Annotated in this window: 16 protein-coding genes and 2 pseudogenes; 9 read left to right on the forward strand and 9 right to left on the reverse strand. The window is 44.2% G+C overall.

The window, feature by feature from the left end:
- Window positions 1-7 precede the first annotated feature (7 nt).
- Complete coding sequence (gene accC / locus FTU86_RS02370) at window positions 8-1,372, forward strand: acetyl-CoA carboxylase biotin carboxylase subunit (RefSeq protein WP_005177767.1); 1,365 nt, start codon at window positions 8-10, stop codon at window positions 1,370-1,372.
- A 65-nt stretch (window positions 1,373-1,437) separates the two neighbouring features.
- Here accC and FTU86_RS02375 read toward each other — a convergent pair whose 3' ends face one another.
- Window positions 1,438-1,929 (reverse strand): hypothetical protein, encoded by a 492-nt coding sequence (locus FTU86_RS02375; protein ID WP_180036324.1) that lies wholly within the window; start codon window positions 1,927-1,929, stop codon window positions 1,438-1,440.
- Window positions 1,930-2,126: 197 nt separating this feature from the next.
- Here FTU86_RS02375 and FTU86_RS02380 point away from each other — a divergent pair, with 197 nt between their 5' ends.
- Entirely contained in the window at window positions 2,127-3,614 is a 1,488-nt protein-coding gene (locus FTU86_RS02380) for an amidase (RefSeq protein ID WP_180036323.1), read from the forward strand.
- 48 nt (window positions 3,615-3,662) lie between these two features.
- On the opposite strand, the gene FTU86_RS02385 is transcribed toward FTU86_RS02380, so the two are convergent.
- Window positions 3,663-4,823, reverse strand: coding sequence for an MFS transporter (locus FTU86_RS02385; protein ID WP_180036322.1), 1,161 nt, complete (start codon window positions 4,821-4,823; stop codon window positions 3,663-3,665).
- A gap of 491 nt (window positions 4,824-5,314) precedes the next feature.
- On the opposite strand from FTU86_RS02385, the pseudogene FTU86_RS02390 reads away from it, so the two are divergent.
- The 3 genes and pseudogenes from FTU86_RS02390 (at window position 5,315) to FTU86_RS02400 (ending at window position 6,752) form a co-directional block, all read left to right on the forward strand.
- A pseudogene (locus tag FTU86_RS02390) lies at window positions 5,315-5,870 on the forward strand (cytochrome b).
- Between the two features lie 256 nt (window positions 5,871-6,126).
- Window positions 6,127-6,366, forward strand: a complete 240-nt coding sequence (locus FTU86_RS02395; RefSeq protein ID WP_005177756.1) for a DUF2171 domain-containing protein — start codon at window positions 6,127-6,129, stop codon at window positions 6,364-6,366.
- A gap of 38 nt (window positions 6,367-6,404) precedes the next feature.
- On the forward strand, window positions 6,405-6,752 hold the full coding sequence (locus FTU86_RS02400; protein WP_016658164.1) for a four-helix bundle copper-binding protein: 348 nt from the start codon (window positions 6,405-6,407) through the stop codon (window positions 6,750-6,752).
- Between the two features lie 375 nt (window positions 6,753-7,127).
- Here FTU86_RS02400 and FTU86_RS02405 read toward each other — a convergent pair whose 3' ends face one another.
- The 4 genes from FTU86_RS02405 to FTU86_RS02420 form a co-directional block, all read right to left on the reverse strand.
- Complete coding sequence (locus tag FTU86_RS02405) at window positions 7,128-7,364, reverse strand: hypothetical protein (protein WP_005177751.1); 237 nt, start codon at window positions 7,362-7,364, stop codon at window positions 7,128-7,130.
- Window positions 7,365-7,766: 402 nt separating this feature from the next.
- A complete protein-coding gene (locus tag FTU86_RS02410; protein WP_075167745.1) occupies window positions 7,767-8,099 on the reverse strand; it encodes a hypothetical protein in 333 nt (110 codons plus the stop codon).
- A 118-nt stretch (window positions 8,100-8,217) separates the two neighbouring features.
- The gene (locus FTU86_RS02415; protein WP_005177747.1) at window positions 8,218-8,361 is read right to left on the reverse strand and encodes a hypothetical protein; all 144 of its coding nucleotides are present in this window, start codon (window positions 8,359-8,361) and stop codon (window positions 8,218-8,220) included.
- Window positions 8,362-8,537: 176 nt separating this feature from the next.
- Window positions 8,538-8,771: a hypothetical protein gene (locus FTU86_RS02420; RefSeq protein WP_005177745.1), complete on the reverse strand. Its 234-nt coding sequence runs from the start codon at window positions 8,769-8,771 to the stop codon at window positions 8,538-8,540.
- Between the two features lie 209 nt (window positions 8,772-8,980).
- On the opposite strand from FTU86_RS02420, the gene FTU86_RS02425 reads away from it, so the two are divergent.
- Both FTU86_RS02425 and FTU86_RS02430 read left to right on the forward strand, forming a co-directional pair.
- Window positions 8,981-9,463, forward strand: coding sequence for a CinA family protein (locus tag FTU86_RS02425; protein ID WP_104470139.1), 483 nt, complete (start codon window positions 8,981-8,983; stop codon window positions 9,461-9,463).
- 74 nt (window positions 9,464-9,537) lie between these two features.
- Window positions 9,538-10,158, forward strand: a complete 621-nt coding sequence (locus tag FTU86_RS02430; protein ID WP_180036321.1) for an aminotransferase — start codon at window positions 9,538-9,540, stop codon at window positions 10,156-10,158.
- A 76-nt stretch (window positions 10,159-10,234) separates the two neighbouring features.
- Here FTU86_RS02430 and prpC read toward each other — a convergent pair whose 3' ends face one another.
- A complete protein-coding gene (gene prpC, locus FTU86_RS02435) occupies window positions 10,235-11,374 on the reverse strand; it encodes a 2-methylcitrate synthase (RefSeq protein ID WP_104513285.1) in 1,140 nt (379 codons plus the stop codon).
- A 4-nt stretch (window positions 11,375-11,378) separates the two neighbouring features.
- Window positions 11,379-12,263 carry a methylisocitrate lyase gene (gene prpB / locus FTU86_RS02440; RefSeq protein WP_016658168.1) on the reverse strand — a complete coding sequence of 295 codons (885 nt, stop codon included), beginning with the start codon at window positions 12,261-12,263 and terminating at the stop codon, window positions 11,379-11,381.
- A 226-nt stretch (window positions 12,264-12,489) separates the two neighbouring features.
- Here prpB and FTU86_RS02445 point away from each other — a divergent pair, with 226 nt between their 5' ends.
- Together FTU86_RS02445 and argF are read left to right on the forward strand one after the other, a co-directional pair.
- A complete protein-coding gene (locus FTU86_RS02445; protein ID WP_075167741.1) occupies window positions 12,490-13,140 on the forward strand; it encodes a TetR/AcrR family transcriptional regulator in 651 nt (216 codons plus the stop codon).
- Between the two features lie 114 nt (window positions 13,141-13,254).
- Entirely contained in the window at window positions 13,255-14,169 is a 915-nt protein-coding gene (gene argF / locus FTU86_RS02450) for an ornithine carbamoyltransferase (RefSeq protein WP_005177730.1), read from the forward strand.
- A gap of 78 nt (window positions 14,170-14,247) precedes the next feature.
- Here argF and FTU86_RS02455 read toward each other — a convergent pair.
- Window positions 14,248-15,540: pseudogene (locus tag FTU86_RS02455) on the reverse strand (MFS transporter).
- Window positions 15,541-15,620: the final 80 nt, after the last annotated feature.

A 15,620-nucleotide genomic window follows, 5' to 3' on the forward strand; every position in this document is an offset into this window, starting at 1 on the left:
ACTCACAATGTTGCAAAAAGTTTTAATTGCAAACCGTGGTGAGATTGCGCTTCGCATCACCCGGGCCTGCAAAACTTTAGGAATCAAAACTGTCGGTATCTATTCCGATGCCGATAAAGACCTGATGCATTTACGTTTCTGTGATGAAGCCGTGTGTATCGGTCCGGGCGCGAGCAGCGACAGTTATCTGAATATTCCTGCGATTATTACCGCAGCAGAAATTACCGGTGCTGATGCCATTCACCCGGGTTATGGTTTCCTGTCTGAAAATGCGGAATTTGCCGAAATTGTAGAAAGCTCAGGCTTTATCTTTATTGGTCCGCGTCCAGAACACATCCGCTTAATGGGGAACAAGGTTTCTGCCATTACCGCCATGCGTAAAGCCGGCGTACCGACTGTACCGGGTTCTGCTCATGCAGTAACACCACAAAATGCCCTGGCTGAAGCCAAAGAAATCGGCTTTCCACTGATTGTTAAAGCAGCTGCCGGTGGTGGTGGTCGTGGTATGCGTATTGTTGAACGTGTCGATACCCTGCTGGAATCGGTACAAGCGGCGCAGCGTGATGCGGAAATGTGGTTTGGTGATGATACGGTCTATATGGAACGTTTCCTGCAAAAGCCTCGTCACGTTGAAGTGCAAGTACTGGGCGATGGTAACGGCCATGCCATCCATCTGTATGACCGTGACTGCTCTTTACAGCGTCGCCATCAAAAAGTTCTGGAAGAAGCACCAGCACCAAACCTGCCAGAGCAAGCACGTGCAGATATTTTAGAAGCCTGTGTCAACGCCTGTAAGATGATGCAGTATCGCGGTGCCGGTACTTTCGAGTTCCTGTTTGAAGATGGCGAGTTTTTCTTTATCGAGATGAACACCCGTGTTCAGGTAGAACACCCGGTAACTGAAATGGTCACAGGGATTGATATTATTGAACAACAGCTGCGCGTTGCCGGTGGTTTAGGCCTCGACATTCAGCAGGAAGATGTTCAGGTGAAAGGTCACGCCATTGAATGCCGTATCAATGCGGAAGATCCATCGACATTCCTGCCATCACCAGGCAAGATTGAAAACTTCTACGCGTCTGGTGGTGCCGGTATCCGCTTAGATTCACATATCTATCCGGGCTATAGCATTCCGCCTTATTACGACTCGATGATCGCTAAACTGATTGCGCATGGTAAAGACCGTAGCACCAGTATTGCGCGCATGCGTCAGGCGCTGGATGAAATGATTTTGACCGGTGTGAAAACCAATATTCCATTACATAAAGATCTGATCTTGCAAGATGAAAACTTCTGCAAACAGGCAATGGATATTCACTACCTGGAAAAGCATTTGTTAAAGCAGCTTGAAGGTGCCAACAAGGAAGCCTAAGCGTTTCCTTGTGAAAATAAAAAAACCGCTGATTTCAGCGGTTTTTTTATGGCTGAATTTCAGCTTTAAGGCAAAACACGGCGCAAAGTGGCAAAGCACTGTTCGGCTTTTTCATTACTACAGAAATGAATAGTATGCGGGTTTTTCCATTGCACAAAATATTGTGAAATCTCCCCGGTCTGATCTTCCTGATAACCGGAACAATCGACCTCATTATTGTCATATTTAATTTGCATGATTAAGGCAGGTAAACTGCTGGCCGGATCTTCTGCCGGCTGATAGTCATAGATGCCAGACGACCATTCCTGACCGCTTTTGATAATGACATCGTTATCGCCCCGAAAATTATAATATTCAATACATTTGCGGTTATTTGGAATTTCCATGCCCCACAATCCCACAATTTCAGGACGGGTAATGACACGAACAGTATTGGCAATGACAGGCGCTTTTGCAGCAGTTGCGGCAGCACTATTTGTTGTTGTCGTTTTTGTTTCATTGGCCATCACGGCAGTGCAACATACTAACATTAAACTGGTGAGATAAAGTTTTTTCATACATTGATTCAATGATATAAAGTACCCGCTAACGTTAGCATATTTTTTGCAATAAACTTAGTGCATAAACATAACTCAACAATTTTTTTAAGCCCCAAAATCGCTAATTTTTACTGTTTAAATTTTAATCTCGCCTTGCAACTTTGCGTAAAATCTCTTACAACAGTTTCTGACAATTTATATTTTCAGGATTGAAAATGAAGTTACAAGAATATTTAAAATATGATGGTCTGGGGCTGGCCGAATTAGTGGCAAAAAAAGAAATTCAGGCATCGGAACTGCTGGAACTGGCCGTACAACGCGCCGAACAAAGCAAAAGCCTGAATGCAATTATTATTCCGATGCATGAACATGCCCAGCAACGCGTACAAGGACCATTGTCTGGTCCATTTGCTGGGGTACCCTTTCTGGTCAAAGACCTGTTTCAGGAATATGCGGGCTACCCAACTTCTTATGGCTGTCAAGGCTTAAAAAGAATGGGCTATATTCCCGAAACAAACGCTGAAATTGTCAATCGTTGGGAACAGGCCGGAATTGTGACTTTTGGCCGTACCAACACTCCTGAATTCGGAATCAAAGGCATTACCGAACCGGATGCTTGGGGCAGCTGTAAAAACCCGTGGCATTTAAAACATAATAGTGGAGGCTCATCGGGTGGTTCTGCGGCTACTGTGGCCGCCGGTATTGTGCCACTGGCCGGTGCCGGCGATGGCGGTGGCTCGATTCGTATTCCTGCCTCTTATTGCGGCTTGTTCGGTTTAAAGCCGAGTCGTGGCCGTACCCCATGGGGACCGTCCATGAGTGAAGCCATGCACGGCGCTGCCATTCAGCATGTGTTGACGCGCAGTGTCCGGGATAGCGCTGCCATGCTTGATGCAACCCACGGCGAAGAACACAGCTCTTTATTTAAGATTCAGCGCCCGGAAGGTCAATATCTGCAGCTGATGCAGCAAGCACCAAAAAAACTGAAAATTGCGTTTAGCACCCGCTCTCCAATTGGCACCGCTGTATCGAAAGACGCTATTCAGGCGATTGAGCACACTGTAAAACTCTTAACCAGCCTTGGGCATGAAGTAATTGAAGATCAGCCGGCTATTGATGGCATGCAACTAGCCAAAGATTTTATTACCACCTGGTTTAGTCAGTTCTCTTATATGCTCAGCCAGATTCGCGCACAGTATCCTTCACGTGATGATGATTTCGAGCTGGACTCACTGGCGCTGGCTGCATTTGGTGCCAAAACCTCTGCGCTGGACTATATTCACAACCTGAATAACTGGGGCGTTTATACCACGCAAATGAACCAGTTCTTTGACCGTTATGATTTATATCTGACCCCAGCCACAGCCTCGGTAGCTCCCCAGAATGGCGAAGTTAAAACGCCAGCCTGGCAAAAACCGGTGTTAAAAGCCTTGTTGAAAGTCGGACAGGCGCATCTGTTAACCCAAGGCAAACTGGTCGATCAGATTGTACGGGAAAACCTGAAATGGGTACCTTTTACCCAGCTGGCCAATATTACCGGCTTACCGGCGATGTCTGTGCCACTGTACTGGAATAAACAGCACTTGCCTTTAGGTTCTCAGTTTATTGCACCTTTTGCTCGTGAAGATGTATTACTACAACTGGCTGCACAACTGGAACAGGCTCAGCCGTGGTTCCCGCAATATCAGCACATCAAAATTTAAAGACTTGAATAGCCTGATTCAACAGCCGGTCGATATGACCGGCTTTTTCTATACCTGTTTTTGCAGCTGGTTCGGTAAACTAAAGACCAGTAACAAGCCCAGCAATGTAGATAAGCCAGCCCAGATAAAGACCGTTTGCCCTGAAAAAATATCCCAATAATAACCGGCCAGAATACTTCCCAACGCCACACCCATACCCCACATGGTGCTATAGATGGCTTGTCCTCGCCCTTGCTGCCCCAAACTGAAATTCTGAAAAATCACCCGCATCGCAATCACATGGAATAAGCCAAAACTAAAGGCATGGATGGTTTGGGCAAAAAACTGGGCGATAAAACTGTCAGGTAGCATACCCACAATAATCCAGCGTAAACCGGTCAGCAGCAAACAGGCCATCACCAGCGTTCGCCATGACCAGCGCGACAGAAAAAAGGTTGCATAAGCAAACATGATAATTTCCGCAATCACACCTACTGACCACAACAAACCAATTATTGAAGTACTAAAACCAGCCTGACTCAGATAATTGCTATAAAAACTGTAAAACGGCGCATGCGAAAATAGCAGAATAAACTCAATGAGGAAAAAACAGGCCACCACAGGCCGTTTTAACACCGGCCACAAAGGCTCCAGCTGTTTTTGGGAACTAGGTGCAGCGCTGGGTTCTTTAATACTAAAAGACCAGATAAATGCCAGAAACGCGATACATAGCAACAATACCGGCAGCATGGAGATTGGAATAATTTCCAGCAAGGCACCGATACCAAATACCGCAACAATAAAACCGACCGATCCCCATTTACGCACCTTGCCATACAGCTGTTCACGTTGATCGCCCAGCCAGAATAAAGTCACCCCTTCAAACTGGGCCAAAATGGCATTCTGGAAAAAGCTAAAAATTAGCATCAGCAACGCGACTGACTGAAAACTATTCGGAATGATAAACAGCATGAACCAGATACAGGCTTCCATCCAGGTGGCAATACGCACCAGCAACATGCGTTTACCGGATTTATCGGCAATCCAGCCCCAAATAAAAGGGGCAAAAAAACGGGTGATAATTGCAATGGAAGACAGAATCCCGATTTCCTGATAATTGAAGCCCTGATCTTCCAGATACAGGCTCCAAAACGGCATGAAGGTTCCAACAATAGCGTAGTAGAAAAAGTAGAAACCACCGAGCCGTGTACTGATTGCAAGTGATCGCATTAGCCGCCCAATCCTTGCATGTTAAATCTGTGATGGAACTTTATGAGTGCATTGGGTTGCATGTATTTTCCTTTGCTTGCAGTTGAGGATACTGCTGAGAAACTCTGCCGAATTTCAGTATTTTAGCACTTGCTTTGTGATGCAACTCAACAGATTGAAAAAAGAAATCCTTAAGATGAGATCAGATGCAGATCATTTAATATGCAGCCAGAAGCCCCTTATCTTTCGTGATCACTGATCATCTGGGCGATTTAACTCAATAAATCGTCTAGTAGCGCAATCTATTACAAGCTTCTTATCGAAGCCTAGAATTGACCAATGGGCGCTATTAAGATTGTTTATATAAGTCAAATTTTCTCATTTTTTTATCATCCCTAATCGAATGAATGTGTGATCCCCCCAAATCTGGAACGCTACGTTGCATTTGTCCGGTTTCCGAGCAAACAAGAACAGATTAGGATAAAACGGATCTTTTTATCCTCTTCTAGAATATGAATAACACATCACTCTACTACACCCGCACCGCCCAAGTCTTGCACTGGCTTATGGCAATTATTTTTATAGCGGCCTGGATTATTGGTTTTTTATAGCGGTAACTTTTTGAGTTATGAAGCAGATGGCAGCTTTAAAGGCGTTGTCATTAAATTGCATAAAAATATTGCCACCACGCTCATCTTCCTAATTGTCATCCGGATTTTCTGGCGCTATACCCATCCGGTGCCAAAACTCCCCGACACCATGTCACCACTTATGCAAAAACTGGCTCATCTGGGTCATTTAGCTCTGTACTTTATGCTACTGGCCTTGCCGATTACCGGCTGTTTATTTAGCTGGAGCGCCGGTCATCCGGCACCGGTACTTTATCTGTTTGAAATTCCACGAATGGTACAGGCCAATCTGCAGCTGTTAGCCATCGTCAAACCCTTACATATCTATTTATCCTGGGCAGCAGGCCTATTATTGATAGGTCATGTACTGGCGGCATTAAAACATCATTTTATTGACCGCGATCATGTCCTGAAAAGTATGATTTCGAGCGATAACTAAATATCGGTTTTAAATCAGAATAAATCAGGCAGTTTATCCACTTAAACTGTCTGATATAAATAGGACAAAACTGTCATAAATAAAATACCCTTGTATATAAATAAAACCCACGCCTCTCTTTATTCTATTTAAAAGCATGTAACCGTTTAATACGACGTGAATATCTGCCGCTGATTTGTATCGCTTTTATTGCTTTTCATCTTTTGCGCGATAGCTTGCATTAGAGTGAAAAAAATCCTGTTCTTGAGGCAGCAGTATGGCCAAGTTTCGTCATCATGAACTGCAACAACATGCGGAGGTCTTTACCGCTAACGGCGTTCATCTGGGCCAAATTGAACAGTTTCTGGATTTAGATCGAATTCAATTAAGTCAGGATGCCGAAGGCAAAGCACATCTGATCCCGCTATCCTGGGTGGGTGATATTTGTGAGCAGCGCATTATCCTGATTAAAAACCTGCAAGAAGTACAAGAAACCTGGATTGAAATACCGCAATAAATTTTGATATCAACCGGACTTTATTCGAGGATCTGCTTATGAATCAGCTGCCGCATCTTTCATCCGTTCAACAATCTTCGCTTTCAATACAGGCCTGTCTGGAATGCATTGTTGCCTGTCAACGCTGCGCAGATGCCTGTTTACACGAAGAACATGTGCAGATGATGCGAACCTGCATCCAGCGCTGTTTGGACTGTGTTGAAACCTGCAAACTCTGTGTTGCCTTTGAAGTTCGCAACTCGGAGCTACATCATTTAGCCATGGACCTGTGTGCCAAAGCCTGTGAACTGTGTGCCGAAGAATGTGGCCAGCATGAAGATGAACATTGTCAAAACTGTGCCCGCGCCTGTCGTGCCTGCGCAGAAGCCTGTCAGATTGAAGGTTAATATGGTTTAACGAATCTCAACTGGAAAATAAAAACCACCCGAAGGTGGTTTTTATTTTTAAAAGAGCACGACTCTGGTTTGCCCTAATAAGTAAATCAGACAGGTGATAATACATGAAGCACTCACCAGAACCGTAATATCTAAAGACCGTCGTGTATTCACTTTCATATCCATACTCCTTTCTTATTATTGTTCTATTCTTATAACAAGAAATAGTGATATGACCAATTGCATTATATTACAAAAGCTCACCTATTTATAATATACATCCCCCACATGTATATAAATCCAGAATACTTGGTAATTTATATTAAATTTCTATCACCAAAATTAGCAAAAAATAACATTTACTTTTTATCTATTTAAAAATCCAGATTATTCTTTTTCCACAAAACTTAATTCATACTCATCCTGGGTCACTTTTAGCTTGATTCCACGATAACGGCGCTTGTCCGGATCGAGTGCAGAATCTCGGACTTCCTTGGAAAAACGCATATCATGCATAAAATGCGCATACAATTTATAGCCCAAACGTAGTTTTTTCGGTTTCTTGCCCTCTTTTAGGCACTTATCAATGGCCTGATTTAAAAACTCCAAGCTGACATCGTTCATCTGCTTTAACCTCACTTTAACCTTTATTCATTAGTTTTAAATATAAGTAGCAAAAGTTTCATTTTTAAGAATATAGAAAAAATAATATATAAATGTATAATATAAAAAATATCAGTTATTTAACTTTGCTCGATTTTTACCATTGTTTAAAATATTTTAATAAATTACATTTCTATTAAAAACTGGACAAAAAAAAGAGTCCATACGAGGGATGTATGGACCCAAACTCATAAAGAGGAAAGTCAAGAGAAAATAATAACTTACAGCGCATATTTCCTGATTAAAATTGTCCTATTTTCCTGGATTTCCAGCATTGGCAAAAGCTTCCATTTTTTATTTTTTTAAACGATAAGTCATATTTTTCAAAGTAATTTCAAAACGTTACTTGTCACATTTTGTTGACTAAGGTGCTGGCGTTAGCTGATAACCCAAGCCTTGCGCCGCACCCAGTTGTGTGGCCGAAATGGTAAAGATGGCAGTCTGGCCGGTACTGGCACCACACACAGTAATATGTACCAGACCATCATGCCCGAGTGCTTCATTATAAACTTCTATCCCGGCCTGCTGCAGTTGCTCTTTCAGCTGCTGTAAACGCACTTTGGGATCATCCCCCTCACACTGCTTTAAACCTAAGGACTTGGTCACATCTACCTGTTGTGCTGGTGTAGAAGGTACGCTCTGACATGCCATTAGCGTACAACTGGCAAGCATGCCAAATAATAAACCGATCTTCATCTTGCATCTCCTTGATCAAACTGCTGCGAGCTCTGCGCTATACTGACGCTTCCTGTCCTGCAACACGTTTGATTTAACTATGAGAAATTAGGAGCCGATGGATAAGTCTCCTCCAGACTTAGCGCTGTACGGCGGTATCCTGTTTATCTCTTGGATGTTGTGGATGCGGATTCTTTTTATTTGGAATCACTTGTGAATCGGTCTTGGGTTGAGGTTGCTGTTGCTGGGTCTTTTCATTCGAGGTTTTTTCTGGTTTAGCCATCATCGACTCCTGTCTTTATTGTTGTGTTGAACTGTTTTTATTGTTCATGATTTAGGACAGCCGCGCTGTATGGCTTTGGTCAATATTTCAGCTTTCTTGTTAATTCAGGCTTTGTTCTTGCAACAGTTTTTAAAAATAAGGCGTATAAAAAAGCCGCCCGCAGGCGACTTTCAGTATTATGCCACAGTCACGACTTTGACAATAATACGTTGCAGGTTTTCTGGCTCTGCTGCATTCTGGACGCGTTTCAGTTCTTTACTAATCACTTTAAACTGATGGTTCTGATAAGAAATTACTTCAGGAATCTGGTCAAAATATAAAGCATCGGCCTGTAATTCTTCCTGGAAAAGTAAGGTTCCTAACTGGTAGTCGAGGTCTTTTAAGACCATATATTTCACAATCGTTTTCATTGTATTAACCTACTTTCACTAAGCACTTTATTTTTAGTTTTACCATTCTTTTGCAGCAGAATAAACCGATAATTTCGAGTTTCGCCTAACTGCTATACAATTGAAACCGGAACGCGCGATCTTTAGTGCTAAATGCCTGAATCCGCAACAAGATTGAGGCTGATCTCGCTTAAAATCGCTTGGAAAAGAAGAAGAAATGGAGATTCATCATGCTGAAACGCTGCTGTGATGCGCTGGAACAACAGCAACTGACCATTGCCTTTATTGAAAGTGCCAGTTCAGGCTATTTATGCAGCCAGTTTTCAATTTATAAAAATAGCGGCGCAGATATTTTACTCGGGGCGCTGGTCAGCTATGACCCGAGCATTAAAGCCAACCTGTTACAGATTGATCCGGCACTGATTGCGCATTACACGGCGGAATCTGCGGAAATTACCGCGCAGATGGCCTTGCATGGCCAGGCTCTGTTTAAACAGGCCAATATTGTGGTGGCCTGTACCGGCTTGCTGAAACCTGGTGGCAGCGCCTGCGCAGAGAAACCCGAAGGCACTTTTTATATTGCCATTCACTATCAGCAGCAATTGCATAATTTTCATTATCTGCTGGATGGTAGCCCGATTGAACGGCTGGATCAGCTGACCCAATTGGTGGCACAGGAAGTATTGGCACTTATTCTATCTTCACCTGCTTAGATACACTGTTTCTCATCTTTTCTCCATGATTTTAGCTTAAAGTAAAACCATATCCTGCAATGTGGAGTCGAAGTATGAAACTGGTTCAACCATTCTTATTTTCTGCTTTGGCCTGTCTGCCCATCATCAGTTTTGCCACCGTCGGCGGCCAGCAACGGATTGAAGTGCTGGGCTATGACCAGAAAGATCAAAAAGTCTATCTGCTGCGCCATTATGAAGATGGCCGTGGCCGTTTGCCACAGCTGTATTATTACAACTTTAAATCGAAACAGCCGAATCAGCTGGTTCAGGTCAACTCGCTGTATATTAACCCCAAAACCAAAAAGATTGACTATGACCAGCAGCCTACCCGCTTTAATGCCGAGTTGGCCAAAATTAAAAACCGCCTAAACCCCTTAACCAAGCTTAGAACGCAACAGGCACAAATTAAGGTTTTGCACAGTAGCAAACGTAGTGCCGACTGGATTAATGGTACGGAACCAGTGCCGCAGTGGCAGTATTGCTATCGGGTTGATGCGGGGAACTTCCGCAGTACGGTCCAGCAAGCCACCAGTTACAAGCAAGGCTTGAACATTCACCAGGTCTATAACATCCCGCAGCAGTCCAAAATGCTGGTGACTGTAAAATATTTAGGTATTCCGTTTGAAATGGGCTATCCAATTGAAGATCCGGTTCTGCTCAGCAACTCTCAATAACAGCAAAAATGGAGCGAAAAAATATAGCAGCAAAAAATAAAGCCTCAGATGAGGCTTTATTCAAGTACACGGTAGATTAAGCCGCCGAGGTACGCTCTGCAATTGGCACCACTTTACGCAGTTCTGGACCGGTATAATCCGCACTTGGACGGATAATACGGTTATCTGCACGCTGTTCCATCACATGCGCCGCCCAACCGGTCACACGCGACATCACAAAGATTGGCGTGAACAGCTTGGTTGGAATACCCATAAAGTGATAGGCCGAAGCATGGAAGAAGTCTGCGTTGCAGAACAGTTTTTTCTCGCGCCACATCACTTCTTCACAGCGGACCGATACCGGATAAAGCACAGTATCACCCACATCTTTGGCCAAACGCTCTGACCAGACTTTAATAATGCCATTACGCGGGTCATTGTCCTTATAAATAGCATGACCAAAGCCCATGATTTTCTCTTTACGCTCCAGCATGCCCAGCATTTCACGCTCAGCTTCTTCTGGAGAGGTCCAGTTTTCAATCATTTCCATAGCCGCTTCATTGGCACCGCCGTGCAGTGGACCACGCAGTGAACCAATCGCGCCGGTAATACATGAATGCATATCAGACAAGGTTGATGCACACACGCGCGCCGTAAAGGTGGATGCGTTAAACTCATGCTCTGCATACAGAATTAACGACACGTTCATCACCTGTTCATGCAACTCATTTGGTTTTTCACCACGTAACAGATGCAGGAATTGCGCGCCAATTGAATCATCATCGGTATTTTCATCAACACGTACGCCGTCATGGCTAAAACGGTACCAGTAACAGATAATGCCCGGTAAAGCGGCCAAAATACGGTCGGCAACATCTTGCTGTACATCAAACGACTGTTCGGTTTCCAGATTGCCAAGCATCGACACGCCAGTACGCATCACATCCATGGGATGTGAATCGGCCGGAATACGCTCCAGCACTTCTTTTAGTGCATCTGGTAACTGACGTAAAGATTTCAGCTTGGCTTTATAGCTGGTTAGTTGTTCGCTGGTAGGTAATTCACCAAAGAAGATCAGATAAGCGACTTCTTCAAACTGGCAGTTTTCCGCCAGATCCTGCACGTCATAACCACGATAGGTCAGACCCGCACCGCTTTTTCCAACCGTCGATAATGCGGTTTTCCCTGCGACTTGTCCGCGCAATCCAGCGCCAGTCAGTACTTTTCCTTCAGCCATTGTTTTAATTCTCCTGCTTGAACAGTTTATCTAATGTGTTTTCAAAGGTGTGGTAATCTAAAAATTCATATAATTCTTTGCGTTGCTGCATTTTATCCAGCACATGGGTTTGTGTGCCATGCTCACGAATCGACTGCATCACTTCCAGCGCTGCTTTTTGCATTGCACGTGTTGCCGACAATGGATATAACACCATACGCACGCCCTGCTCAGCTAGTTCATCAGTGGTGTAATACGGCGTATCACCAAATTCGGTAATGTTGGCCAGTACCGGTACACCGACTGCATCACAAACAGTTTTGTACATGGTAATGTCGGTCATGGCTTCTGCAAAAATGGCATCTGCACCTGCCTCGACACAGGCACAGGCCCGGTCAATCACCGCCTGCAAACCTTCTTTTTGCAAGGCATCGGTACGCGCCATCACCACAAAGTTGGGATCAGTTTTGGCATCGACTGCCGCTTTAATACGATCCACCATTTCCTGCTGGGTCACAATTTCCTTGTTCGGGCGATGGCCACAGCGTTTTTGCGCCACCTGATCTTCAATATGCACCGCAGCAGCACCTGCTGCAATCATTTGCTTGATGGTACGGCCAATATTAAATGCACCGCCCCAGCCGGTATCAATATCCACCAGCACAGGTGTATCGACACGTTCTGTAATACGGCGTACATCTTCCAGGACATTATCGAGGCTGGTCATGCCCAAATCCGGCAAACCGTAGGAATAATTGGCGACACCTGCACCCGATACATAAATGGCTTTATAGCCGACCTGTTTTGCCATCATGGCTGCATAGGCATTGACTGTACCGATAATTTGTAAGGGCTTTTCCGTGTCCAGCGCCTGTCTGAATCTTAAGCCTGCAGATGTTTGTTCTGTCATCGTCCTTTCCACAGTAGTTTCTAATTATTGAGGCTTGAGTATACTCAGAATCTTTGCCTAAACCATGACCAATTAGAATAAAGTCCCTAAAACTTTAGTCAAATATTCAAGTAAATCTGTAAGAAAAAAGTCAATACATTTCCGTCTACGCTATTCCATGCCAAGCGGTCATATATTTGCTACAATTATATTTATTCCTTACCAATTGGCGGCCTGCTCCCTGATTATGCATGATTTGGCTCAGTTAGAACCCTTTAGCAAAGATGTCCCTCCGACCAAGCGTGGGCATGAACGCTGTCTGGCTTTATTATTGAGCGCCAATGACCTGTTTCTGGAACATGGCTACGATGCTGTCTCGCTGGATGATATCGTGCATCATGCCGGTGGTTCCAAGGCCTTTATCTATAAATATTTTGGCAATAAAGAAGGCCTGTTTACCGCCATTTGTGATTATCGTGCGGAAAAGTTCTTTAAAGACATTTGCTTACCCTTTGAATCTTTTGAGGGTGATTTACGGGCTTATTTAATTCATACACTAGATAATTTTAAAAGCCATTTAAGTGTGCCGGCCAATTCTGCCTTTTTAAGGTTAATTTTGGAGCGCACCCAGCACAATGTGGAACTGGCGCGTTATATCTATGAACAAGGCCCCAAGCATTTGCAAACTTCCATTGCACATGCGCTGGATCATGCCGCCGCCCAGGGTCTGATTCGCTGTGAGAATTCACTTTATTCAGCGCAGCTGTTCTTTGGCATTCTGCGTAATCTGGAATGGCGGATTTTAATGGGCTTGCCTGTTCAGGATGACCCGCAAACCACAGATGACTATATTCATTACTGTGTCGATCACTTTCTGCAAGGTCACCAAATCGTCTAGTTTTTTGCAATTTCGATTCAATATAGTATATTAGCCGATTCCCTGTTTTATTTAACCAACCAACAACTAATTGTTGTTTTGATTTCAATTTCAGCAATTATTGTGGAGTAACGAATGGCTCTACGTCACTTTCTCACTTTACGCGACCTGTCGACTTTAGAACTTAACCAGATTTTGCAACGCGCAATTGAACTTAAACGCAAGCAGCATCAGCATGAAGTTTTCCAACCTTTTATTGGTAAAGTTTTGGGCATGATTTTTGAGAAGTCGAGTACCCGTACCCGTGTATCGTTTGAAGCTGGTATGAATCAGTTTGGTGGTAGCGCAATTTTCTTATCTCCACGCGACACCCAGTTAGGTCGTGGTGAGCCTATTGAAGATTCAGCACGCGTGATTTCAAGCATGCTGGATATTGTCATGATTCGCACCTTTGGACATGACATTGTGGAGCGTTTTGCTTCTTATTCCAAAGTGCCGGTGATTAATGCCTTAACTGACGATCATCATCCATGTCAATTACTGGCCGATATGCAAACCTTCCTTGAACATCGCGGTCCAATTGAAGGCAAAACTGTAGCCTGGATTGGTGATGGCAACAATATGTGTAACTCGTATATTGAAGCGGCACACATGTGGGGCTTCAAGCTGAAAGTGGCTGCACCTAAAGGTTATGAGCCACAAGAAAAATTCCTGTCTGAATTTGCTCACTGTGTTGAACTGGTCGATTCTGCTGAAGATGCCGCAGTCAATGCCGATTTAATCGTGACTGACGTGTGGGCCAGCATGGGGCAGGAAGAAGAACAGAAAATCCGTGAACAGGCATTTGCCAACTATCAGGTTAATGAACGCCTTATGGATCTAGCGCATCCAGATTGTCTGTTCATGCACTGCCTGCCTGCACACCGCGGTGAAGAAATTTCAGAAAATATGCTGGATCATAAAAATTCTGTGGTTTGGGATGAAGCGGAAAACCGTCTACACGCACAAAAAGCCCTAATGGAATTCCTGATCAACGAGCATTTAAAATAATTGCTAACCGCATCAAGATAAAAAAGCACCGTTCATTCCCGGTGCTTTTTTCGTTTTGATCAAGTCATGAAATCCGGATTAATGATCATCTTTTAAATAGCGCGCTTCACGAGGAATTTGCAGACTATAGAAGAAACAGATCACCAGCATCATAATCACATAGATAAAGAAACTGTTTTCAATACCGGCTGATTTAAACTGTAAAGCCACTGAAGGGGCTGAGCCGCCAAATACTGCATTACCAACCGCATAAGAGAAACCAACACCGAGTGCACGCACATGCGGCGGGAACATTTCCGCTTTTACAATTCCACTGATCGAGGTATACAGACTTAACAGCATCATCAGGAAAATCAACAGCAAGGCCACCATCATGGGTGAATCACTAAAGGCACGCATCCAGATTGCCATAACAGGATAAATGGCAATCGCCATCAGACCACTAAACAGCAGCATCGAATTTCTGCGACCAATCCTGTCTGATAAAATCCCGAAGAATGGCTGCGCCACCATCAGAATAAAAATACAGCCCGTCATGATTAGCCCGACCGTCTGCGAATCAATGCCGATATTGGTCAGATAGGTTTTGGAATAAACCGTAATCACATAGAAACTAAGTGAACCCGCCGAGGTATAGCCCACCACCAGCAAGAAAGTTTTCCAGTGATTTTTAAACAGCTCTTTTAAGCTGCCCGACTCTTCTTTATCGCTGTCTTCATGTGACAACGTTTCTTCCAGACGGCTTCGTGCCAGCAGTGAGGCAATGGCAGCCAGACCACCAATCACAAACGGAATACGCCAGCCGCCGTCTTGCAACTGCTGCTCGGTCATAAAACTCAGGAAAATTACACCCAGCAAGCTGGCCAGTAACTGTCCGCCGGTTAAAGTCACATATTAGAACGAGGCAAAAAAGCCGCGCTGACCTTTTAAACCCAGCTCACTCATATAGGTGGCAACCGCACCATATTCCCCGCCAACCGACAAGCCTTGTAACAAACGCACCAGCAACAGCAGGAACGGTGCCGCCATCCCGACTTGCTCATAAGTCGGCAATGCAGCAAACAGAAAGGAACTGAAGGCCATTAGGCAGATGGAAATCAACATGGACTTTTTACGGCCATGTTTATCGGCAATACGTCCAAACAGCCAGCTGCCAATCGGACGCATAAAGAAGCTTGCCGCAAATACCCCCCAGACATAAATGGCCTGGGTAGAACTATCCATGTTCGGTGCAGTCAGCGCTTGGGTAAAGTAAACAGCAAATACAGCATAGATATAGAAATCGAACCATTCGACGAGGTTGCCCGAGGCCGCCCCGATAATTCCCTTAATTCGACTGGCTTTTTCCTGTTTGGTATAAGCTTGGCTCAAGGTTTATCTTCCTCATTTTTAATTTATTGAAATTTCTCATGTATAGGCGATAAGCTCTTGCCACATAAGGAGATATTTTT

The sequence above is a fragment of the Acinetobacter sp. YH12155 genome (genome assembly GCF_013418255.1).
GTDB classification, from domain to species: domain Bacteria; phylum Pseudomonadota; class Gammaproteobacteria; order Pseudomonadales; family Moraxellaceae; genus Acinetobacter; species Acinetobacter indicus.